This window comes from Serratia sp. PL7 (assembly GCF_945957435.1).
Window position 1 is genome coordinate 127,263 of sequence record NZ_CAMFLB010000022.1, and the last position, 20,404, is coordinate 147,666.

General features: G+C 54.0%; 18 protein-coding genes and 1 pseudogene. 8 read left to right on the forward strand and 11 right to left on the reverse strand.

Annotation, left to right across the window (positions count from 1 at the left end):
* Positions 1 to 5: 5 nt before the first annotated feature.
* Positions 6 to 1,169, reverse strand: coding sequence for an alcohol dehydrogenase (yqhD, locus tag N6G83_RS43070; protein ID WP_260524164.1), 1,164 nt, complete (start codon positions 1,167 to 1,169; stop codon positions 6 to 8).
* A gap of 221 nt (positions 1,170 to 1,390) precedes the next feature.
* On the opposite strand from yqhD, the gene N6G83_RS43075 reads away from it, so the two are divergent.
* Positions 1,391 to 2,275, forward strand: a complete 885-nt coding sequence (locus N6G83_RS43075; protein ID WP_248006652.1) for an AraC family transcriptional regulator — start codon at positions 1,391 to 1,393, stop codon at positions 2,273 to 2,275.
* Here the strand turns inward: N6G83_RS43075 and N6G83_RS43080 are convergent.
* Entirely contained in the window at positions 2,272 to 3,294 is a 1,023-nt protein-coding gene (locus N6G83_RS43080; protein WP_211136071.1) for an NAD(P)-dependent alcohol dehydrogenase, read from the reverse strand. The genes N6G83_RS43075 and N6G83_RS43080 overlap by 4 nt on opposite strands.
* Positions 3,295 to 3,399: 105 nt before the next feature.
* Between N6G83_RS43080 and N6G83_RS43085 the strand changes: the two genes are divergently transcribed.
* Positions 3,400 to 4,305, forward strand: coding sequence for a LysR family transcriptional regulator (locus N6G83_RS43085; protein WP_211136072.1), 906 nt, complete (start codon positions 3,400 to 3,402; stop codon positions 4,303 to 4,305).
* Here the strand turns inward: N6G83_RS43085 and N6G83_RS43090 are convergent.
* A complete protein-coding gene (locus N6G83_RS43090) occupies positions 4,300 to 5,784 on the reverse strand; it encodes an MFS transporter (RefSeq protein ID WP_211136073.1) in 1,485 nt (494 codons plus the stop codon). The two genes, N6G83_RS43085 and N6G83_RS43090, sit on opposite strands and share 6 nt — an antisense overlap.
* Before the next feature lie 111 nt (positions 5,785 to 5,895).
* Here N6G83_RS43090 and N6G83_RS43095 point away from each other — a divergent pair, with 111 nt between their 5' ends.
* Complete coding sequence (locus N6G83_RS43095) at positions 5,896 to 6,783, forward strand: LysR family transcriptional regulator (RefSeq protein WP_211136074.1); 888 nt, start codon at positions 5,896 to 5,898, stop codon at positions 6,781 to 6,783.
* A 57-nt stretch (positions 6,784 to 6,840) separates the two neighbouring features.
* Here N6G83_RS43095 and N6G83_RS43100 read toward each other — a convergent pair whose 3' ends face one another.
* Positions 6,841 to 7,497, reverse strand: a complete 657-nt coding sequence (locus N6G83_RS43100; RefSeq protein ID WP_021806837.1) for a DedA family protein — start codon at positions 7,495 to 7,497, stop codon at positions 6,841 to 6,843.
* Between the two features lie 604 nt (positions 7,498 to 8,101).
* Here N6G83_RS43100 and exbB point away from each other — a divergent pair.
* Together exbB and exbD are read left to right on the forward strand one after the other, a co-directional pair.
* Positions 8,102 to 9,094: a tol-pal system-associated acyl-CoA thioesterase gene (exbB, locus tag N6G83_RS43105; RefSeq protein WP_080673357.1), complete on the forward strand. Its 993-nt coding sequence runs from the start codon at positions 8,102 to 8,104 to the stop codon at positions 9,092 to 9,094.
* A 3-nt stretch (positions 9,095 to 9,097) separates the two neighbouring features.
* A complete protein-coding gene (gene exbD / locus N6G83_RS43110; RefSeq protein ID WP_021179543.1) occupies positions 9,098 to 9,520 on the forward strand; it encodes a TonB system transport protein ExbD in 423 nt (140 codons plus the stop codon).
* 209 nt (positions 9,521 to 9,729) lie between these two features.
* On the opposite strand, the gene N6G83_RS43115 is transcribed toward exbD, so the two are convergent.
* From N6G83_RS43115 to N6G83_RS43130, 4 genes are all read right to left on the reverse strand, one after another.
* Positions 9,730 to 10,548 (reverse strand): shikimate 5-dehydrogenase, encoded by an 819-nt coding sequence (locus tag N6G83_RS43115; RefSeq protein ID WP_211136075.1) that lies wholly within the window; start codon positions 10,546 to 10,548, stop codon positions 9,730 to 9,732.
* Positions 10,549 to 10,667: 119 nt separating this feature from the next.
* Complete coding sequence (abgT, locus tag N6G83_RS43120) at positions 10,668 to 12,194, reverse strand: p-aminobenzoyl-glutamate transporter (RefSeq protein WP_024529127.1); 1,527 nt, start codon at positions 12,192 to 12,194, stop codon at positions 10,668 to 10,670.
* Positions 12,195 to 12,285: 91 nt separating this feature from the next.
* On the reverse strand, positions 12,286 to 13,737 hold the full coding sequence (locus N6G83_RS43125; RefSeq protein WP_074031245.1) for a M20 family metallopeptidase: 1,452 nt from the start codon (positions 13,735 to 13,737) through the stop codon (positions 12,286 to 12,288).
* The gene (locus tag N6G83_RS43130) at positions 13,734 to 15,050 is read right to left on the reverse strand and encodes a M20 family metallo-hydrolase (protein WP_074031246.1); all 1,317 of its coding nucleotides are present in this window, start codon (positions 15,048 to 15,050) and stop codon (positions 13,734 to 13,736) included. The genes N6G83_RS43125 and N6G83_RS43130 overlap by 4 nt, the downstream gene beginning before the upstream one ends.
* 261 nt (positions 15,051 to 15,311) lie before the next feature.
* Between N6G83_RS43130 and N6G83_RS43135 the strand changes: the two genes are divergently transcribed.
* A complete protein-coding gene (locus tag N6G83_RS43135) occupies positions 15,312 to 16,208 on the forward strand; it encodes a LysR family transcriptional regulator (protein WP_024482999.1) in 897 nt (298 codons plus the stop codon).
* A gap of 19 nt (positions 16,209 to 16,227) precedes the next feature.
* Here the strand turns inward: N6G83_RS43135 and N6G83_RS43140 are convergent, their stop codons facing one another.
* The 3 genes from N6G83_RS43140 to N6G83_RS43150 all read right to left on the reverse strand — a co-directional run bounded on the left by N6G83_RS43140 (position 16,228) and on the right by N6G83_RS43150 (position 18,172).
* Complete coding sequence (locus tag N6G83_RS43140; protein WP_024529124.1) at positions 16,228 to 16,704, reverse strand: hypothetical protein; 477 nt, start codon at positions 16,702 to 16,704, stop codon at positions 16,228 to 16,230.
* Between the two features lie 4 nt (positions 16,705 to 16,708).
* The gene (locus tag N6G83_RS43145; protein ID WP_081375830.1) at positions 16,709 to 17,524 is read right to left on the reverse strand and encodes a transcriptional regulator; all 816 of its coding nucleotides are present in this window, start codon (positions 17,522 to 17,524) and stop codon (positions 16,709 to 16,711) included.
* A gap of 216 nt (positions 17,525 to 17,740) precedes the next feature.
* Entirely contained in the window at positions 17,741 to 18,172 is a 432-nt protein-coding gene (locus tag N6G83_RS43150) for a hypothetical protein (protein WP_143182281.1), read from the reverse strand.
* A 111-nt stretch (positions 18,173 to 18,283) separates the two neighbouring features.
* Here N6G83_RS43150 and N6G83_RS43155 point away from each other — a divergent pair, with 111 nt between their 5' ends.
* A complete protein-coding gene (locus N6G83_RS43155) occupies positions 18,284 to 18,865 on the forward strand; it encodes a helix-turn-helix transcriptional regulator (RefSeq protein WP_074031247.1) in 582 nt (193 codons plus the stop codon).
* Between the two features lie 122 nt (positions 18,866 to 18,987).
* Positions 18,988 to 20,404: pseudogene (locus tag N6G83_RS43160) on the forward strand (hypothetical protein); the annotation flags it as partial.

Below are 20,404 nucleotides of genomic sequence, written 5' to 3' on the forward strand. Positions count from 1 at the left end.
GGCAATTAGCGTGCCGCTTGATAAATGCGTTGGCTGACTTCCAGCGTAATATCCCCATGCTCGCCCAGCGCGGTCATACCGTGCTGATGCAATTTGTCGAGCAGCGCAGGGATAGAGCTACCGTCGAGTTGATAATCAGACAGGCGGGTTGGCACGCCCATTTGCTCAAAGAAGGCACGGGTGGCGGTGATTGCACCGTCGATACGGCTTTCTTCGGAACCCTCACGCAGGCCCCAGACGCGATCGGCGTACTGCAGTAGTTTTTCGCGTTTCTGGGCTTTTTTCTCTACCAGCAAGGCAGGCAGGACGACGGCCAGGGTTTGCGCATGATCCAGACCGTGCATGGCGGTCAGTTCATGGCCGAGCATATGCGTTGCCCAGTCTTGTGGCACACCGGCACCGATCAGGCCGTTCAGCGCCATGGTGGCACTCCACATCACGTTGGCACGCACCGCATAGTTTTCCGGTTCGGCCAGCGCACGTGGGCCATCTTCGATCAACGTTAACAGCAGGCCTTCGGCAAAGCGATCCTGCACCTTGGCATCGACCGGGTAAGTCAGGTATTGCTCAATGGTGTGGACAAAGGCGTCCACTACGCCGTTGGCGATTTGGCGCGGTGGCAGTGAATAGGTCACCACCGGATCGAGCACGGCGAACAGAGGCTGCACCAGCGGTGAGAAGAAGTGCTGTTTGTCACCGCTGCTTTTACGGGTGATCACCGCGCCGCTGTTGGACTCGGAGCCTGTCGCTGGCAAGGTCAGCACGCAACCCATCGGTACTGCGCTGACGATCTCGCTGCCCACGGTTTTCAGGATATGCCACGGATCGCGATCGGCCTGGTAGTCGGCCGCCGCCGCGATGAATTTGGTGCCATCAACCACCGAGCCACCGCCGACTGCCAGCAGGAAGTCGATCTTTTCTGCCCGCACGATTTCTACCGCTTTCATCAGGGTTTCATAGGTCGGGTTAGGCTCGATACCGGAAAACTCCTGTACGTTGCGGCCAGCCAGCGCGGCATAGACCTGATCCAGTACGCCGTTGTTCTTCACGCTGCCACCGCCGTAGGTGATCAGGATGCGGGCGTCTGCCGGGATTTGTTTGCCTAATTCGGCAATCTGGCCTTTACCGAACAGGATTTTGGTTGGGGTGTGGAGGATGAAGTTTTGCATTATCGTATTCTCTTTTCGTGTCAGGGAAGCGCCAGCGGCGCAAAATAGCTGGAGTCTATTGTCGGTAACCTGGCCCGCTCGCACAATGCACATTCCTGTCGGTGTCTTGCCTATTTCTACACTACACTGTAGAAAAAGCATCTTTATGGTTATTATCCGTGTCGAATTATTCAGGCGATTAGAGGGGCTTGCTGATGGAGAACGTTGAATTACGTAGCCGTATGGCGCGCCAGGCGATGCGCTTTGCCGCCGCCAAAGGCTATAGCCCAACGCCCGTACCTATGGTGAAGGTGTTGTATAGCGATGAATATTACCCGCGTCAGCCGGTGATGTATGAACCTGGTATCGTCATCATCTTTCAGGGCCACAAGGTGGGCTACTGTGGCAGCAAGGTGTTTCAGTACGATCCGCGCAATTACCTGCTGATGACGGTATCGCTGCCGTTTGAGTGTGAAACCTTTGCCAGCCCGGAACAGCCGCTGGTGGGGCTGGCGGTCAATATCGACACCCAGATGCTACAGGATCTGCTGATCGATATCGGTGATGACGATTATCTGATGAAGCCTAGGGGGGAAAGCAGCGGCGTTAATCTCTCAGTGCTTAGCGATGAAATGCTGTGCGCCACAGAACGTCTGTTGGACGTGATGGAGAAACCGTTGGATGCGCGGGTGCTGGGGCCACAGATCGTGCGTGAGCTGCTTTATTACGTGCTGCGTGGCAGTTGCGGTGCTTCGTTGCAGGAGCTGGTTAACCGGCATACCCATTTCAGCCAGATCGCCAAGGCGTTGCGGCGGATTGAGAATCAGTATGCCGAGAACATCAACGTCGAACAGTTGGCGTACGAAGTGAACATGAGCGTGTCGGCGTTTCACCATAACTTCAAGGCAGTGACCAATACCTCGCCGCTGCAGTATGTGAAGTCGTATCGTCTGCACAAGGCGCGTTTGCTGATGCTGCATGACGGCCTGAAGGCCAGCACGGCGGCGATCCGCGTGGGCTACGAGAGTGCTTCGCAGTTCAGCCGCGAGTTTAAGCGGCTGTTTGGCATTACGCCGAGCGATGAGATCGCCCGGCTGCGGGACAATAGCGCCATCATGCAAGGTTAACGTGTCAGTACTATTTTGCCGAACGGGCCGCGATCGAGGTGATCGAGCGCCGCGGGTAGCTGATCGAAACGGTAACGCTGGTCGATGACAGGCTTAATGCCGTTGGCGTCGACGGCGCGTACCAAATCTTCCAATGCGCGGCGGTGGCCTACACCGATGCCCTGGATCTGCGGCGATTTCAGCAGCAATAGGCTAGCTGGAATGGCAATATCAAAACCCTCCAGCACGCCAATGACCGAGATACGGCCATGTATCGCCACGGCGCGTAGTGAATTGGCCAGATTGCTGCCGCCAACGGTTTCGACAATATGATCGATACCGCGATCTTGCGTCAGTTGATAGAGCGACTCCACCCAATCCTCTCGCAGGCGGTGAATGCCGTGATCGGCCCCTAACGCCTTGGCACGTAGCAGCTTCTCTTCGCTGCCGGAGGTGACAAAGACCTGTGCTCCGTGGGCTTTGGCAATCTGTAGCGCGAACAAGGCAACGCCACCGGTGCCTTGTACCAATACCGATTCCCCGGCACGCAAATGACCGCGTTCTACCAAGGCAAACCAGGCCGTCAGCCCAGCGCAGGGTAAGGTACTGGCTTCGGCATCGTCTAGCGAGCCGGGAGCTGCGCTCAGCCAGTTTTCATCGACCACCACGTATTCGGCCAGCATCCCTTGATAGGTACCGCCTGCCGTACGATAAGGTGGAATGCGCGCATCACCATCAGGCTTACCCTCTATCCAGTCCGGGCTAAAGGTAGAGATCACCCGATCGCCAGGGCGAAAACGCGTGCTGCCGCTTCCCACCGCGTCTACCACGCCAGCCATATCCGAGGCTGGGGTAAACGGCAGCGGCAGATCCAACGGCATGGTGCCTTCTATCACCATTTTATCGCGGTAATTCAGCGCCACGGCGTTCACTTTCACCCGCACCTGATGTGGGCCGGGCTGTGGAATGGCGCTCTCGGTTAATTGCAGATGTTCACGCCCTACGGCGTTCATCGTCCAACGTTGCATGGTTTCGGTCATGAGGTGCTCCTGGTGGGTTGAAGATATTCACAGATAATAGCGTTGATTTAAAATCACCAGTGGCGATAAAATTTCACAAGATTGTTTCCTAAAAGGCTACAAGTGATGAGTGACCGATTAAGCGGCATTTCGGTATTGGTCAGCGTGGTGGAGGCGGGCAGTTTTGCGCTGGCGGCCAACAGGTTGCATCTCTCCCGTTCGGCGGTGGGCAAAACTATCGCCCGGTTGGAGCAACGGTTGGGCGTACGCCTGTTTCACCGCACCACCCGCAGCCTGAACCTGACTGACGATGGCGCGCTGTTCTATGAGCGTTGTTTACGGGCGTTGGAAGAGATCCGCGTCGCAGAGAACCTGCTGGAAAGCGGTAAGCGGCAGGTCAGTGGCCGGTTACGGGTCTCGATGCCAGTGCTGATTGGCCGCCTGTGTATCGCGCCGGTGCTTACCGCATTGTCGCGTGAGCATCCAGGATTGGAACTCGATCTGTCATTTAGCGATCGGGTGGTGGATTTGGCTGAGGAAGGATTCGATCTGGCGGTGCGCAATGGTCCATTGCCGAACAGTGCCGGGCTGGTGGCTAGAAGGTTAGGGGATAACCGCATGACCCTATGCGCCTCGCCGGAGTATCTGGCTCGCAGTGGTGTCCCAGACAGCGTTGAGGAGTTGCCCCAGCACGATGCCATCGCTTATCGCTACGCCTCAATGATACGTAGCTGGTTGATCCCGCAGGCAGACGGAACAACGCGAGAAGTGATGCCAAAACCTCGCTTGTTGATGGACGATCTTCAGGCGATTGCCGACGCGTCGGTGGCGGGGTTTGGCATTGCCTGGCTGCCATGCTGGCTAATCCGTGATGCCTTGCTGGAAGGTCGATTACAGCAGGTATTGGGGGAGGTACCGGGGAAAGACTTTGAAGTGCATGCCGTCTGGCCGCTCACGCCGCATTTACCCTTGAAAGTGCGGCTGGCGGTGGATGCGCTGGTCAGCCACCTGCCCGCGAGGATGGCGCTATAGTCGCGCCTTCCGGCTCAGCAAGAAGAACGCAGCGCAAGATGAAATAATAGTAAAAAGCGAGAGTATCAACATTAGGGTGCTAAAGCCCTCCTGGTATGCGGTCAGTACCTGCGCATGGTCTAGATTTTGCGAGAGGCTCATATCCCCCATGATTAGGCGTTGGACCAGCTCGCTATTATCATTCTGCGGTTGCAGCCTAAGGAGGCTGCTGTTGACCAGGGTAGTGAGCATGGCAATGGAGATTGCAAGTGCGATACCTTCACCAGCGACACGCGTGGTGTTAAAAATTCCAGCGGCCATACCTGCTTGTTCTTTGGGGACAACGTTTACCGCTAGCCCATCCATTAGTCCCCAAGGAAAACCAGCTCCGATACCGATGATCAGCATGGCAAAAATCAACTGCAGGTGATCGCCGATAGGGACTCGACTGAGGATATACAGCCCTGTGGCCGCCAGCAGAAAACCGAAGCCAGAGAGGGAGCCCGCAGAGATCCAACGGGTTAACCAGGCAGCCAGTAACGGCACCACCAGCATCGGTGTCGAAAGTGCCAGCATGACCAAGCCACTTTGTATGGGGGAAATCCCTTCAACGCCGATCAGCCTGAATGGCAGCAGCACTATCAGAACGATGTAGCAATAGCAGGTTCCTAACGGAAGTAACTGGACACCGATGAAACGTGTGTGCCTGAGCAGGCTGAGTTCGAGCATCGGCTCTTTTGAGCGTAGCTCGATAACCACGAAAGCAATCAAGCAAGTCAGCGCGCTGATAAGTAAGCTCACGATCAACGATGAACCCCATCCAGCTTGCGGGGCGAGGATGATCCCGGTGGTGAAAAGTACGAGCATCGCTGAAAAACTCGCCAAACCTGGAAGATCCAGCTTTTGAGCCTGCGGATTCTTGCTTTCGTGCATCTGTGAAACGGCGGCGATTAGTGCCGTTGCAGCGAATATTGCGGTGGTAAAGAAGATCGAACGCCAGCCGAATTGTTCAATCAGCGCACCAGTAATCATTGGACCAAATGCCAGGCCGAGGCCGAAGGTCGTTCCCAGCAGACTAAAGGCTCGGGTTCTGTCATGCCCTTCGAATTCTTGTGCCAGAGCGGCCGAACCGCTAGCGAGTGCCGCAGCGGCTGCTATCCCCTGAACCGCCCGCAATATATCCAGCCAGACAATGCTGGTGGCATTGGCCAGAAGTAAGCTGACGATGATGAATAGCAGAAGGCCATGGGTGAATATGCGTTTGCGGCCATAAATGTCCGAAAGCGTGCCGGCGGCCATGAGTAGGCTACCGAAACTCAGCATGAACGCGTTGGTTACCCAGGCTTGGGCAGATGGGCTGGCGTTGAAAACCTTGCTGATGGTTGGGGTGGCGACGGCACCCCCGGTGAAACTCAGCGGTAATACCAAGGCGGCTAGGCAAATAGCACCGAGAACGTAGTAACGGCCTTTTTGTAGAGAGTGATCGGAATTGTTACCCATTGCGTAATCCCTCATTTTTGTAGCAATCTGGGAAACTAAATCTATAGAGGTCGCAATCTTGAATAAATGGGTTAAAACTCCACTTATAATGAACAAAAAGGTCTTAATTCTATGGAGAGCCTGACCAGTATCCTCTCGTTCGTGAAAACCGCAGAATCGCTGAGCTTTGTCTCTGCCGCACGTGCCATAGGCATTTCCGCGACGGCGGTAGGAAAGAATGTTGCGAGGCTTGAAGCGTCTCTGAACGTTCGCTTGTTTCAGCGCAGTACCCGCAAGGTTAGCCTCACTGTTGAAGGGGAAATGTTCTACGAGCGATGTCGGAAAATCCTTGATGACTTGCAGGACGCTGAGGCCATGCTGTCGCATTCGGTTCAAGCTCCCCGAGGTCGTTTGCGGGTCAGTCTACCCACCATCGGGTACCGCTTTCTGTTACCCATGATGCCTGACTTTCGCAAAGCCTACCCAGAAGTTGAGTTAGAGTTAGATTTCAACGATCAACTTGTTGATCTCATCAATGATGGGTTTGATGTGGTGATACGAAGCGGTGATCTTGCGGACTCGCGGCTGATGTCGCGTAGGCTTGGGCCTTTCCGTTTTGTTCTGTGTGCCGCCCCTGGTTATCTGGAACGTAAAGGACGACCTGAGAAGTTGCTCGATCTGGAGTTGCACGATTGCCTACGTTACCGTTTTGTCACGACAGGTAAAATCATGGATTGGACATTAACGTCAGACCCGGAAATAACTCAGTTGCGTCTAAATTCTTCCCTTACGTTGAATAACATGGAGGCAATGCTGACGGCGACCATTGACGGGCATGGCATTGCTTACATGCCTGATTTTTTAGTCAAAGAGGCGTTGGCCGTGGGCGATATTGAGACGTTGCTTGATGCTCACACCAAGGATCAAGGGTTCTTTTGGGCGCTCTGGCCCTCAAGTCGGCATCTATCACCAAAGATTCGCGTATTTGTAGATTTTATCTGCAGCCAACTTTTTAAGTAGGGATAAGAGGCATGACGATATGGGTTACTATGGCGGTGGGCAAAACCGCCACCTGACTCAGGAGGCGCGTTTTTTACGCCAAACGACCAGCATCACGCCCAGCAGTCCAACGACCAACAGCACCATCGGCAGGATCATCAGCCCGGCCATCACCTGATCTTCATGGCGTTTAACCAGCGGGATTTGGCTAAAGGCATAGCCCAATGTGACTACCGAACCTACCCACAGCAAGCCGCTGAGCCAGTTAAAGATTTGAAAACGGGCGCTATTGAGGCCCGAAATACCGGCCATGGTAGGCAACAGGGTGCGTACAAACGCCAAAAAACGGCCAATCAGCAGAGCGACCAGGCCGTGGCGGTTAAACAGCATGTGTGCGCGCTGGTGGTATTGCGCCGGTAGCTGTAGCAACCAGCCTTTCACCACCGAGGTATGGCCAAGCCATCGTCCTTGCAGATAGCTGAGCCAACAGCCAAGGCTGGCGGCGACCGTCAGAATAATCAGCGTGGGGATAAAGTTCATCACGCCTTTGGCAATCAAGGCTCCGGCCAACAGCAGTAAGCTATCTCCGGGCAGGAAGGAAGCGGGCAACAAACCGTTTTCCAAAAACAAGGTGGTAAAAAGGACGGCATAAACCACCCAAATCACGCTGGGATCGGCAAGTGCAGTAAAGTCTTGCGTCCACAGTGCGTGAACAATCTCTCTTAATACATCCATTTTTTATCCTGAGGTGCCTGGGCTGACTTTCTATAGGCTACCGTGCTGTTATAGCCATGCTCACCGGTAAATTTAGGCCACACACGGCGGTGAGGCCCAAGAGCACAATATAGTGTACCGCTATTAGCTTAAGCGGACATTAAACAGAGCATAGAAAATGTGGCAAAGGCCGTAAAACTCGGAAAAAGTACAGGCGACCGTTGGGATGGCCAAGTAAAACGCCGTAAAACCTCGTGCCTTACTGTGTGATTTTATTCTAGCCACTCCTCATCAACCGGCGACTCTACGTAGATACTTTGCCTACTGCGTTCGTCTGGTCATCCAATAGGCATTTTCCCGCAGTGATGGCGTGAATTATTGACACCATTTATGGCCTGTTGGGGTAAAAAGCCGCAGTTCGAGTGATGATTTTGTTAGCATTATGGGTAGGCAATGTTATGCCAAACGACGCGCAAACCCTGATAGTGACTGGGGGTGTATCATTTTTTGCTCGTCGATGCGTAATTCTTCAAATAATAATGATAACTACTATCAATCCCTGATTGGTTTGATATGATCGCACGCTGAATTCTTCCTTAAATGTTGAAATGGGTGGAGGCACAGCGTGAAAACGGCTGGCAAAATGACAAATCTAAGTGCTCAGGGCGCAGGCCGTGGGCAATGGGGCGCATTGGGGCGCAGTGTGATCGCCTCACTGGTATTGGTGGTGGGGTTGGCGGGCAACGCTCAGGCGGCTCCGGCCACTGCACCAGCAGTCGCTGAAAGCGTTGCCGCGGCAACGACACCGGCCACACCAACAGCGGTAACCCCAGTGGCGGGTACCCCGGAAAATATCACCCCGGTTAATCCTGAACCGACCATCCAACCGCCTGAAACGCGTGGTATGGACCTTTCCGTCTGGGGCATGTATCAGCACGCCGATATCGTAGTGAAAATCGTGATGATTGGCCTGGTGCTGGCGTCTATCGTCACCTGGACCATTCTGTTTGCCAAAGGCAGTGAGCTGTTTCGTTCCAAGCGCCGTCTGCGCCGTGAGCAGTTGGCGCTGGCCGACGTGCGTTCGCTGGACGATGCCTCCGAACTGGCGCAAAGCTTCTCGCAAGAGAGCATCAGTGCGGTGTTGCTGCAAGATGCGCAGAACGAACTGGAGCTGTCGGCGGCTTCTAACGACAACAACGGCATTAAAGAGCGTACCGGTTTCCGTCTGGAACGTCGCGTAGCGGCCTACGGGCGTCAGCTGGGGCGTGGCAATGGCTTCCTGGCCACCATCGGCGCCATTTCACCGTTTGTCGGCCTGTTCGGCACCGTATGGGGCATCATGAACAGCTTTATCGGCATTGCCCATTCGCAAACCACCAACCTGGCAGTGGTTGCCCCGGGGATTGCGGAAGCCTTGCTGGCCACCGCGCTCGGTCTGGTTGCAGCTATCCCTGCGGTAGTGATCTACAACATCTTCGCTCGCGTTATTGGCGGCCACCGTGCTCAGGTGGGCGATGTGGCGGCGCAGGTGCTGCTGCTGTTGGGCCGCGATCTGGATCTGGCGGCTTCGGCCGATGCCAAGCGTTCGCAGCATGCGCACCAACTGCGGGTGGGGTGAGTTATGGCGATGCGCTTAAATGAAGATCTGGACGACAGCGGCGAACTGCATGAAATCAACGTGACGCCGTTTATCGACGTCATGCTGGTGCTGTTGATCATCTTTATGGTGGCTGCGCCGCTGGCAACGGTAGATATTCGTGTCGATCTGCCCGCCTCTTCCGCTAAACCGCAGCCGCGTCCGGAAAAACCGGTGTTCCTGTCGGTGAAGGCAGACAAGCAGCTGTACGTGGGTGATGAGCCGGTGACGGCGGAACAACTGACGGCGGTGCTGGATCAACGCACGCAGGCGAATAAAGAAACCACCATCTTCTTCCAGGCGGACAAGACCGTAGATTATGAAACGCTGATGAGCGTGATGGATACGCTACGCAAAGCCGGCTACCTGAAAGTGGGGCTGGTGGGAATGGAAGGCGTGGCCAAGTAATCTGAAACTCAGCCATTTCCTCTTCTTCGGGTTGCCTAACTCGAGGAAGAGGGCGCTATTACCTGTTTATCCCCGCGAAATCTGCCCCCTTCTCCCCTAATTCCCATGATACTGCTGACAACCTCAATCGACTTAACCCATTGATTATTTCAACGGGCCAGCCTGCAGCGCCCCTACGTGGTGAGCCGGTTGATATTTTCTCGGGCTATTTAGCCACGAGCATGTGCCGCAGCACGGGTGATTTGCTCATCGGTGGGACGCACGCCGGTGTACAACACAAACTGCTCCAAAGCCTGTAGAGCGATCACTTCGGCACCGGTCACCACCTGCAAACCCTGTTCCCGTGCATAGCGGATCAGCGGGGTTTCTGCTGGCAGTGCAACAACGTCGAAGGCGATTTTCGCAGCCTTGATAGTGGCCGGTTCAAAGGCCAACTGCTCGGCTTCGCTACCGCCCGCCATGCCGATCGGCGTGACGTTAATCACCATCTCAACCTGCAAATCGCCCACTTCTGGCTGCCACTGATAACCATATTGCGCTGCCAGCGCCTGGCCCGCCTGTGGGTTGCGCGCAATGATATGGCCGTTCTTGAACCCGGCATCGCGCAGGGCGGCGGTCACCGCCTTGGCCATACCGCCGCTGCCACACAGAGCAAACGAGGTGGTCGGGGGGATCTGGTATTTCGCCAGTAGTTTGGCGATGGCGATATAGTCGGTGTTATAGGCTCGCAGGAAGCCGTCGTCGTTGACGATGGTATTGACCGACTCAATCGCTGTGGCCGACGCATCCAGCTCATCAAGGAACGGAATACAGCTCTCCTTGAACGGCATGGAAACCGCACAGCCGCGAATACCCAAAGCGCGCACGCCGCCGACCGCTGCCTGAATATCTTTGGTGGTGAACGCCTTATAGATGAAGTTCAGATCCAGTTCCTGATACAGATAGTTGTGGAAACGGGTGCCGAAATTGCCAGGCCGACCGGCCAGTGACATACACAGCTGCGTATCTTTGTTGATTTCACGACTCATAGCAGGTCCTTAGCGCATTGAAATAAGTGTCCCCACCGGCTAGCAAGCATCCGGCGGGGATAATCGGTTCAGCTTACGCCAAAAGACGGGTTATTGAGCACAATTTTTTCGGCATTGGTTTACCCCATTTTCGGGTAGACCCCAGGCCCGATAGGCAGCCCCAGTAGGTACCACACCACCAGCAGCAGGGTCCAGACGGTGAAGAATACCAACGGATAGGGCATGATCAGCACGTAATAGGTGCCGAGTTTGGCGTCTTTCAGGTAGCGCTGCAGAAAGCCAAGGAATAGCGGTAGGAATGGCGACATCGGTGCCAGCGGTAGCACGGATGAGTCGGCGATGCGGAAAATCATCTGAGCGAAGGCCGGATGAAAACCCAACAGCATAAACATCGGTACGAAGATCGGGGCCAGGATCGACCAGATGGCGGAGCCGCTGGCAATAAACATGCACAGGAAGGCGGACAGGAACATCAGGCCGAGGAACGCCGGTGCGCCGCTCATTCCGGCCGCCTCCAGCAGATCCGTCAGGCCGATGGCCATAAACTTGCCCATGTTGCTCCAGTTGAAGAACGCTACAAACTGCGACAGCGGGAACACCATGACGATAAAGCCCGCCATGTTCTTCATCGGCTCGACCAGTTGGTTGGGGATATCGTCCGGGCGTCGGATGCTCTTGGTGACGACGCCGTAAGTGATGGCGACGGTGAAAAAGAACAGGATGATGATCGGCACAATGCCTTTTATAAAGGGGGAAGGGATCACCGAGCCGGTTTGCGGATCGCGCAGTGGGGCACCCTCTGGTACTACCAGCGCGGCCATCACGGCGATAAACACCAGCGCGGCGATACCGCTCATCATCAGACCACGGTTTTGTAATGGGGTGAGCGCTTCGAGTTTGTCATCGGAGGTGCCTTGCCATTTTGGTAGCCGTGGCTCGATAAATTTATCTGTTAGCAACGCGCCGGTAATGGTCAGTACGATCACCGAGGTGGCCATAAAGTACCAGTTATCGATCACGCTGACGTGGATTGCGCCGTCAACCGCTTTGGCCGCTTCGGTACTGATGCCGGAAAGCAGCACATCGGTGGTGACAATCAGCAGGTTGGCGGTAAACCCCGAGCCGACACCGGCGATCGCCGCCAGTAGCCCGGCAATGGGGTTACGCCCGACGGCCAGGAAGATCAACGCCCCCAGCGGCGGCATCACCACCAGCGCGGCATCGGAGGAAATATGGCTGAAGAAGGCGATAAACAGCACCATATAGCTGGCGTAGCCGGCGCTGACGTGTGAGGCCATTTTGTACATCAGCGCCTGCAACAGGCCGACCTTTTCCGCCAGACCGGCACCAATCACCAGCGCCAGGATTGCGCCCAATGGCGCAAATCCGCTGAAGTTGTGAATGATATTGGGGAGGATCCATTGTATTCCCTCCACGCTCAGCAGATTTTTTACCTGGATCATTTCCCCGGTAGCCGGGTTTTTCACCACCAGGCCCAACCAGGAAATGAGCGCGGTGGCGAGCATTAACACCACGATTAAATAAACGAATAACAGGAAGGGATTGGGAATTTTATTACCGATACGTTCTACCCAGTAAAAAATACGCCCGGGGCTTTTATTGGCGGATGATGCTATCTCACTCATGATATTACCCTCTTGTCCGTAATCAGATTTTTATAGTTTTAGGGATCGCGATGGTGATCTGGCTCGGAACGGGAGCCAGAACGGCCGGGATTTACTTCAAAGGCGTAGGTTTCACCCCCGCAGGGATGGGGCATTGGTATGGCTGTTCGGCACGTTGCTGACGGAACTCCTCGCGGCAAGCGTTCAGCAAGGTGTTATCGCTCAGTAAAGCGACGGCGGTAGCGGCCATCACTTTACCTGCCAGGCACATGCCCTTATGGGCTATTGAGGTGCGGCCCTGGGCGACCAACTGCCAGGTATGCAACGGCGTCCCAAGAGCAAAGCAGGGGCTGAAGCACTGGGCTGTTGGCGTGACCCAACTGACGTCGCCGACGTCGGTAGAGCCGTACAGGATTTCTTGTGACTCCACGTAGGGGGCGACCTCGTCCATCAACACCTTATCGCCCAACTGCCGTACCCATTCCTGCCCGGCCACCCCGCCAGTACGTGAAATGTTCAGTTTGGCATTACGCAGGTCGTCTTTACTGAGCGTTTGGCGGATCTCCGTGGCAAAACGCCGCTCTTCATCGTTGTAATCCGGCAAGCCGAAATCACACACGTACTGATACATCGCCTTTTCCAGGCGGCGATTGGGGACGTAGTTGGAACAGGCTTTTTCAAAGTGCACCGTCATCTGGGTGTCGGTCATCAGCGCTGCACCTTTGGCAACGTTGACCAGGCGCTGGTAAATATCCTGCACCTGATCGAGCTGGGGAGCGCGTACCAGGTACAACACTTCGGCATCGGCCTGCACCACGTTGGGGGAACTGCCGCCGGTATTGGTGACCGCATAATGCAGCCGGGCTTCCTGCACGATATGTTCACGCAGAAAGTTGGCTCCTGTGTTCATCAGCGTCACGGCATCCAGCGCGCTGCGGCCGAGATGTGGCGAGTTGGCCGCGTGAGCGGCGACGCCCTTGAAGCGGAACGCGGCCTGAATATTGGCCAGGCTGCTGGTGTTGAACATGCCGCTGAAGCCTTCCGGGTGCCAGGTGAGAGCGGCATCCACATCGGCGAACAGCCCTTCACGCACCATAAAGGTTTTACCAGAGCCGCCTTCTTCTCCTGGGCAGCCGTAAAAGCGGATCGTGCCGGTTAACTGTTGCTGTTCCATCCAGGCTTTAACCGCAAAGGCCCCGGCCAGTGCAGCGGTGCCGAGCAGGTTATGCCCACAGCCATGACCATTGCCGTTTTCCACCAGCGGAGACGGGGTGGCACAGCCTGCATGCTGGCTCAGGCCGGCCAGCGCATCGTATTCACCCAATAAGGCGATCACCGGATGGCCGCTACCGAAGCTGGCAATAAACGCCGTTTCGATACCACCGACGCCGCGTTCAACCTCAAAACCCTCTTGTTCCATGGCGTTTGCCAGTAGCTCGGCGGAGTGGATTTCGGCAAAGCGGGTTTCCGGATGATCCCAGATCTCATCGCTTAAGGCACTGAAACGGGCCTGATGGCTATTGATGTAATGGTGAATAAAAGAGACCAGTTCCGGCTGTTTCATTCTGCGCTCCCAAAAGTCGGTAGGTTCAGTGCCAGGCTGGCCAGCGTTTTTACCGCCACGGTGAGGACCTGCTCGTCAAAATCAAATTTCTCGTTGTGATGACCGGCGCTAAGTTCGCAACCGAAAATCACATAGGTTGCTTGCCCACCGTGAGATTTCACCCGTTCCATCATGTAGGTGGCATCCTCAGAGCCCGCTGCCTGCTCGCGGCGATCAACGACTGAACTAAGTTCGCTGATGCTGAGTGCCTGGCGATGGATGTAATCCACCCAAGGTTGCGTCGGCTGGCTGCTTTGTGCTGCGCCCATCAGGGCGATGTCGTATTCCACCCCGTGCATGATGGCGGCCCCTCGGATGACGTTGAGCGCCTGTTGGTAAACAAATTCGTTGATGTCATTGGTGGCGCCGCGAGTCTCTACCTTCATAAGGGCGCTGTCTGCGATGACGTTACGGCCAGTGCCCGCTTGCAACACGCCAACGTTTATACGTGAACTGCCTTCGCTGTGGCGGGGAATGGCATACAGCCCAACGCAAGCCTGAGCCGCCGCCAGCAGCGCATTACGGCCATCCTCCGGTTTGGCACCGGCATGGGAGGCCACGCCACGGAAAGTGACGTCCAGCTTGGTGGTAGCCATAAAGCTGTCGCTGCCGCACACCAGTTCCCCGGCCGGTACGCCAGTGCCGATATGCACGGCGGTAAAGAAATCGACGTCATCGACCACGCCGGCTTCCACCATCGATTTGGCCCCGCGGGTACCTTCCTCGGCCGGTTGGAAGATCAGCTTGATGCGGCCATGCAGCTGTGGCTCCAGGCTCTTGAATACCCGCGCCAACCCCAGGCCGATGGTGGTATGCCCATCGTGCCCGCAGGCGTGCATCATGCCGCTATTGCAGGAGGCGAAACCTTCACGGAATGGCAGATGGTCGGGATGCAGCAGTTCGTTGAGATCGAGCGCGTCCATATCGACGCGAAAGGCGATGGTGGGGCCAGGGCGGCCGGTATCCAGCGTGGCGACAATGCCGGTAAACCCGCCGGAAAAGAAGGGTAGCCACTTCGCCAGGGCACCTTGTTCGATGGCTCGCTGTTCCTGCGCCGCCAGGATTTGTGCAGAGGGGAGCCCCATGCGGGCTTCGGCGTTGATCACCTCGTGGCCAAGTTGCAACTGGTAACCTAATCGATCCAACTCTTCCGCCACCAGCGAAGCGGTACGAAATTCAAGCCAGCCGGATTCGGCATGATGGTGGAAGTCACGGCGCCAGGCTTGCAGTTGCGGATACAGTTCGGTCACCAACGTTGAAAGCGGAGTGTTCATAGCAGTTTTCCATTAGTTATCACGCCTTGAATGAAATTCAGGCAGCAGTGGAGGTCAGGCAATTAAATTAAAATTGAATATTTGCGTAATTAGTTACTAAAAAGCCGTGAATGGCGCTTATTGAGCGCGATACTGCGTTTAAATAAGCGAAATGATGATTGGGTTATTTATTCTGTTTTTTTCGAATGTACACAATGGTATCGGGTTAAATAAGATGCCAATATCTTGCTACTGATAAACAACGGTTATCGCAAATCGCCTATGCCAGCCTCGATAAAATTGCACCAGTTACGCGCCTTTGTGGAAGTCAGCCGCCAGGGCAGTATTCGCGCCGCCAGCCGTACCTGTAACCTTTCCCAGCCTGCGTTGACCAAGTCGATTCAGGAGTTGGAGGAGGTGCTCGGAGCCAAGCTGTTTGTCCGCCGCAGCAAAGGGGTGGTATTAACCGACTGCGGTGATAACTTTTTTCAGCATGCCAGCCTGATCCTCGAAGAACTGCGGGTGGCGCAGGAAGATATTCAGCAGCGGTTGGGGTTAGCGGGTGGCTCTGTCAATATCGGCGTCGGTGGCAGCGTTGCCCGCACGGTAATGCCGAAAGTGATCACCCAGTTTCACCGCGAATATCCCAATGTGAAGGTGCGCATCGTGGAGGGGCAACTGGTCTCGATGATCCCGGAGCTACGCCAGGGGGAATTGGATTTTACCATTAATACCTACTACCCCAGCAGCATGGACAATGAGTTGAGCTTTGAGCGGCTGATGGAAAGAGAATACAAGGTGGTGGTACGCAAGGGGCACCCGTGTGAAAACGCCCGCACGCTCAAGGAGCTGCAACATTGCGATTGGACTATGCCAACCCCCAATGGCAGCTACTACCGCCTGCTACATGAACTGTTTGGTGATATGGGGATGGCACCGGCGATCAGCGTCACCTGCGAAACCTTTATGGCCTGTACCAGCCTGGTGGCGCAGAGTGACTTTGTCAGCATTTTGTCGGTTGATGTGATCTCCGATCCGATCCTGGGCCGCCATCTGGTAGCGTTGGAATTGGACGAAGCCTTACCACAAGCTACCTTCTACCTGATCCAACGAAAGGATACGACGCTCACGCCGATGGGGGCCTACCTGGCTCGCCTGTTCAGGCAGCACTGCCGGTAGCCACCTATCCGTGGTGCCGCTAGTGGCGAATACAGACGATCAGAGGATTGGTAAACCCTTTGATAATAATGGCATTTTTATCTAACCCCCTGATCTTTGAGTAAAACCCGATGCCCGGGGTTTGCGGTAATACTCGGTTCTGCCAAAGGTCTGCTGGCGTATTATCCGTGGGGTGGCTCTCTGTTCGGGTAAAGACGATTTCGTTCACGTTTTCCAGCTCCGATGGGGCGACGGTAAAGTAGACGGTCCTTCGCAGGATATAGTCATTGCCCTTATTCTTGATTGAGCCGGAAAATTTCAAAATCCCATCATAAGCCGACCTGAAAATGACGTCGATATGAGTGTTGACCTCAACTTCGTCAGCTTCATTGATTCTGAGGTGCGCGAACAATTGAGCATCGCAATGGAACGGCTTGCGGGACTGTACCTGATATATATAAAAAAGAGTTGAACATAAGCTAATAACCAACAGCAGGGCTACGACGATCTTTTTCATGTTATTACTCTACTGTTTTGTAATTTAAACAATTTTTATAGCTGGCGGCATCAATTTTACTGCAGGCAGCGAGCAGCCGGACTCTGAAACGGTCGTTATTAGGGTGTGCCTCTGCATAAAAAACATCTAGCTCCTCCCGCGAACAGTCTATGCCTTCTGCTGCTATCTCTTTGATGATCTTAGCGGTAAAAGCTTTATTTGGCTTGTCATCATTTAAGTTATAGATGCTACATTTTTCATGAGTCACCACGAAGTTCACGCTCTCTTTTTGACTATGTCTCAGCATAGTCGTGCCAGTTACCGTGGTCAGTAACAGTAAAACTGCAAGTATGTAAATTATCATCTTGTGTTTTTTTAACGATAAATAGATAGATTGATGCTCTCCTTGCTCGGTCATTGTAGGCACTGGGTTTTCTGAAAAGGTGCTGTATTTGTCAGTGACAGGAACCCCGTTGTTCGGCGCTGCTTCTGTTATTCCCTGAACCGATTTTTGTATCGGATGGATTTCCGCATCCATTCTAAAACCGACGCGGGGCACGGTGGAAATGATATCTTTACTCACGCCGAGATTAGTGAAGGCTTTGCGTAACTCACTAATATGGTTATTCAGGCTGGCATTAGACGGCGAAAAACCATAGTCCGCCCAGACGTTTTTTAGCAGGTCATCGCGAGCAAGGTTGACCCTATTGTTGTTAATCAACTCACTGAGTAACCGGGTTGCTGGCTTTGATAATTCAACAGATTGCTGAATGTCATTTTTAACCGTCAATATTCTATTGTCAGGATCAAAGATAATATTAAGGTTTATTATATATTTCATGGCGATAACCGAGCATCCTTGGTGTTAGTGTTGAACTGCGTCCAGTGATAAGAATAGTCTTAATGGTTTGACTGTGCGTAGGAATTTAGTGGTAACCCGCTACCGTAGTCAACCCTGATTTGAACTATTTTTTCAGCAATAATAACTAGTTGAATTCAAGACAGTATTACCTACTCGCATATCGGTTTTTTTTCGCTCAAAATGACATTAAATATATTAAAGTTGATAATTTTTAGTGGTTAATTCTAATTTTTGCGTATTAATCAGGTTATTTTGCTTGTTCATTATCTGATCATTAAGATTTATCGCAACGCCAAACCACCGGCAAAAGCGTTTAAAGAGTGTACGTAATGGTGAAGTCGGTAAAGTGACTCCTTTCTTCACAGGCAACGTTGGTGCTGTCGCAGACCCTGGTAAATTGGGGGCTGCTCTTGTCATTGAGGATGCTAACTGTCCTATTAAACTGACTGCGTCAACCACTATCCAAAAGCTGCAAAAAGGCATAATACCTTGAGCTTCATTGCCTATCTGCAGGGTGATGGTGCGTCTGCCACTGTTACCAAAGGCAAATTCAAGGCGGTTGCCAGCTTCCACTTTAGCTGACCAGTAATCGGCTACGTCATTATAGGCATAACCTATTTTGGGCATGCGGAGGTATCCGCATCCCTTGTTTGAGGGCGACAGCGTCAAGGATGATTTTCCATATAAACGAAACCCATATTATCGCCGTGTTTTCTTGCCGATTCATAAGGAACTAAAATGACACCACATATTGTTATCACTATTCAGGATAGCAACCGTTATTTTGCTCTGGGCATTCAACATATTTTGCAGGACTATTTTCTCGCTAAAGGCTGTACATGGAGTTTTGTGCCAGTTGCGCCTGGGATAGCGATCGACCTGATGGTTTGTGTCAACCCCTTTGGCTGGTCATCGCGGTTCAATTCCCGCCGGGAAAATCCGGTAAATCGGCGGCTTGGGACGATTATCATACGTGATACGGCCGCTGAGAATATAATACGTCAGCATGAGCTCGCCCTATTAGGTCGCAAGGAACGGCCTGATGCCTTGGTGCATTTGGTTGAGGAGATGTTTGAGCAGGCAAGTCGGTCGTCTCTGACAGACAATACGGTAAGTCCGTGTCGGCATTTGCATCTGACCCCGCGCGAGCGCGACGTTTTGCAAGGGATCTCAGAGGAATTAACACCTGACGAGATCGCGAGTAAACTTTCGCTTAACGTCAAGACCGTCAGCACCCATAAACTCACGGCGATGCGCAAGCTCGGCTTCAAGCGTAATGGCGAATTATATTACTGGCTGCGGCAAGGTGGCCTGTGGTAGGGGAATAGTCCGCGTATGCCGGTTGGTTTTCGCCGTATTGTTTTTTCTCCATGCTTACGACACTATCTCAGGCAAAATTCACTCGGGATGAGAGTGAGCACTGGAGATAAGTAAGGATATCGATGAAAAAACTCATAGTAGCCGCGGTGGTCTCAACCATCGCTGGTACCAGCCAGTTCGCACAGGCCTCCTCCGATGAAACCGGGTGCAGTTGGAGTGATTATTGCGCAATGGGCGGTGTGCCCTACCTGGCCGCCGATAATGATACCCGCGTCAATCTGCTGATGCTGGCTGCGGGACTGCGTAAATTACCCGTGGCACTGTCGTCGTTGCCGCAGGATATTAGCCGCAGCAGAGGATACACGTTTGGCGTGTTCCCTGGTGAAGCCGCCACTGAAACCGATCAGGCCACCGCACCTGCTCAAACTGCCGTACTGCAGGATAATCCTCTCAATATACAGGCGTTAAGCTTAGGCATTAAACCGTCGGGATTAACCGGGGTTTCAACAGAAAACGAGGGGCGTTGGGTTTCTAATAATCCAGACTCATTAAGCCAATTTTTCCAGGCCCTGCTGGCAGACCAGCAGCTAGATCAGGCGGAACGCGACTTACTGGCGTTGCGCCGGGCCAAAATTTACCGGGGGGAAGCGCAGCCGGAGCAATTTTTACCGCTGATGGCAAACTATGCCGCAGGTTCCCATGCAGCGGCGTTCAGAGATTACCTCACCAGTGCGGAACAGTTTTATCAGGGGCAGTTTGCTGATGCGGATACCGGGTTCCAAAGGCTTAAAGAATCGGATCAGCCTTGGGTAGCCGAAACCGCCGCTTATATGCTGTTCCGTGTGGCCTTGAACCAGATCACTGAAAATGCCACGGATCAGTACGGCATGTTCGATCCGCAGCGGGCTAATAAAGAGGCGGGTACCCTGGCATTGCAACGTGCGCAGGCCTATCTGGCCGCTTATCCCAAAGGCGAATATGTGGATTCCGTGCAGGGATTACAGCGCCGGGTGAATTGGTATCTGTCCGACTGGCCGCGTTTGGCACAGTTGTATGAAAGCGAGATAACCGCGGCCACCGATATCAATACGCTTGGCGCGATGATTGATGAAGGGGACCAAATTCTACTGAGCCGCAACATTCCTTATGACAGTGCGGAGCCGCCCTTTGTCAGCAGTGCCGATGCCCCGTTGTTGACCTTTACCCAAACCATGAAGTGGTTGCGCAAGTACAATCTCGATAACCAGTCAATGCCGAAAGTGACCGATGAGATGCTGCAGGGGTACAAACCGATGTTTGTTGCCGCCAATCAGCTGCCGCTCTGGGAATATATGCATAATGCCTGGCTGTTCTATCAGCAAAAGGATTATGCCGCGGTCACCGCAGCGATCCAGCCTGCGGCACAGCTGGCAGCGAACGATCTTATCGCGTTCAGCCAACAGGTCCTCTACGGCGATGCCCTGGTGATGCAGGAAAATTGGCAGGCTGCCGAAGCCCATTGGCGTCATCTGCTTGGCATGAAGTTTGCCCCTTACCAGC

Excerpts from the sequence above, each read along its gene's own strand:
- N6G83_RS43130 (WP_074031246.1), bottom strand. The coding sequence starts at position 15,050 with ATGAACACTCCGCTTTCAACGTTGGTGACCGAACTGTATCCGCAACTG.
- N6G83_RS43095 (WP_211136074.1), top strand. The coding sequence starts at position 5,896 with ATGGAGAGCCTGACCAGTATCCTCTCGTTCGTGAAAACCGCAGAATCG.
- N6G83_RS43075 (WP_248006652.1), top strand. The coding sequence starts at position 1,391 with ATGGCGCGCCAGGCGATGCGCTTTGCCGCCGCCAAAGGCTATAGCCCA.
- N6G83_RS43085 (WP_211136072.1), top strand. The coding sequence starts at position 3,400 with ATGAGTGACCGATTAAGCGGCATTTCGGTATTGGTCAGCGTGGTGGAG.
- exbD (WP_021179543.1), top strand. The coding sequence starts at position 9,098 with ATGGCGATGCGCTTAAATGAAGATCTGGACGACAGCGGCGAACTGCAT.
- N6G83_RS43135 (WP_024482999.1), top strand. The coding sequence starts at position 15,312 with ATGCCAGCCTCGATAAAATTGCACCAGTTACGCGCCTTTGTGGAAGTC.
- abgT (WP_024529127.1), bottom strand. The coding sequence starts at position 12,194 with ATGAGTGAGATAGCATCATCCGCCAATAAAAGCCCCGGGCGTATTTTT.
- N6G83_RS43080 (WP_211136071.1), bottom strand. The coding sequence starts at position 3,294 with ATGACCGAAACCATGCAACGTTGGACGATGAACGCCGTAGGGCGTGAA.
- N6G83_RS43115 (WP_211136075.1), bottom strand. The coding sequence starts at position 10,548 with ATGAGTCGTGAAATCAACAAAGATACGCAGCTGTGTATGTCACTGGCC.
- N6G83_RS43100 (WP_021806837.1), bottom strand. The coding sequence starts at position 7,497 with ATGGATGTATTAAGAGAGATTGTTCACGCACTGTGGACGCAAGACTTT.
- N6G83_RS43145 (WP_081375830.1), bottom strand. The coding sequence starts at position 17,524 with ATGAAATATATAATAAACCTTAATATTATCTTTGATCCTGACAATAGA.
- N6G83_RS43155 (WP_074031247.1), top strand. The coding sequence starts at position 18,284 with ATGACACCACATATTGTTATCACTATTCAGGATAGCAACCGTTATTTT.
- N6G83_RS43090 (WP_211136073.1), bottom strand. The coding sequence starts at position 5,784 with ATGGGTAACAATTCCGATCACTCTCTACAAAAAGGCCGTTACTACGTT.
- N6G83_RS43150 (WP_143182281.1), bottom strand. The coding sequence starts at position 18,172 with ATGCCCAAAATAGGTTATGCCTATAATGACGTAGCCGATTACTGGTCA.
- N6G83_RS43125 (WP_074031245.1), bottom strand. The coding sequence starts at position 13,737 with ATGAAACAGCCGGAACTGGTCTCTTTTATTCACCATTACATCAATAGC.
- yqhD (WP_260524164.1), bottom strand. The coding sequence starts at position 1,169 with ATGCAAAACTTCATCCTCCACACCCCAACCAAAATCCTGTTCGGTAAA.
- N6G83_RS43140 (WP_024529124.1), bottom strand. The coding sequence starts at position 16,704 with ATGAAAAAGATCGTCGTAGCCCTGCTGTTGGTTATTAGCTTATGTTCA.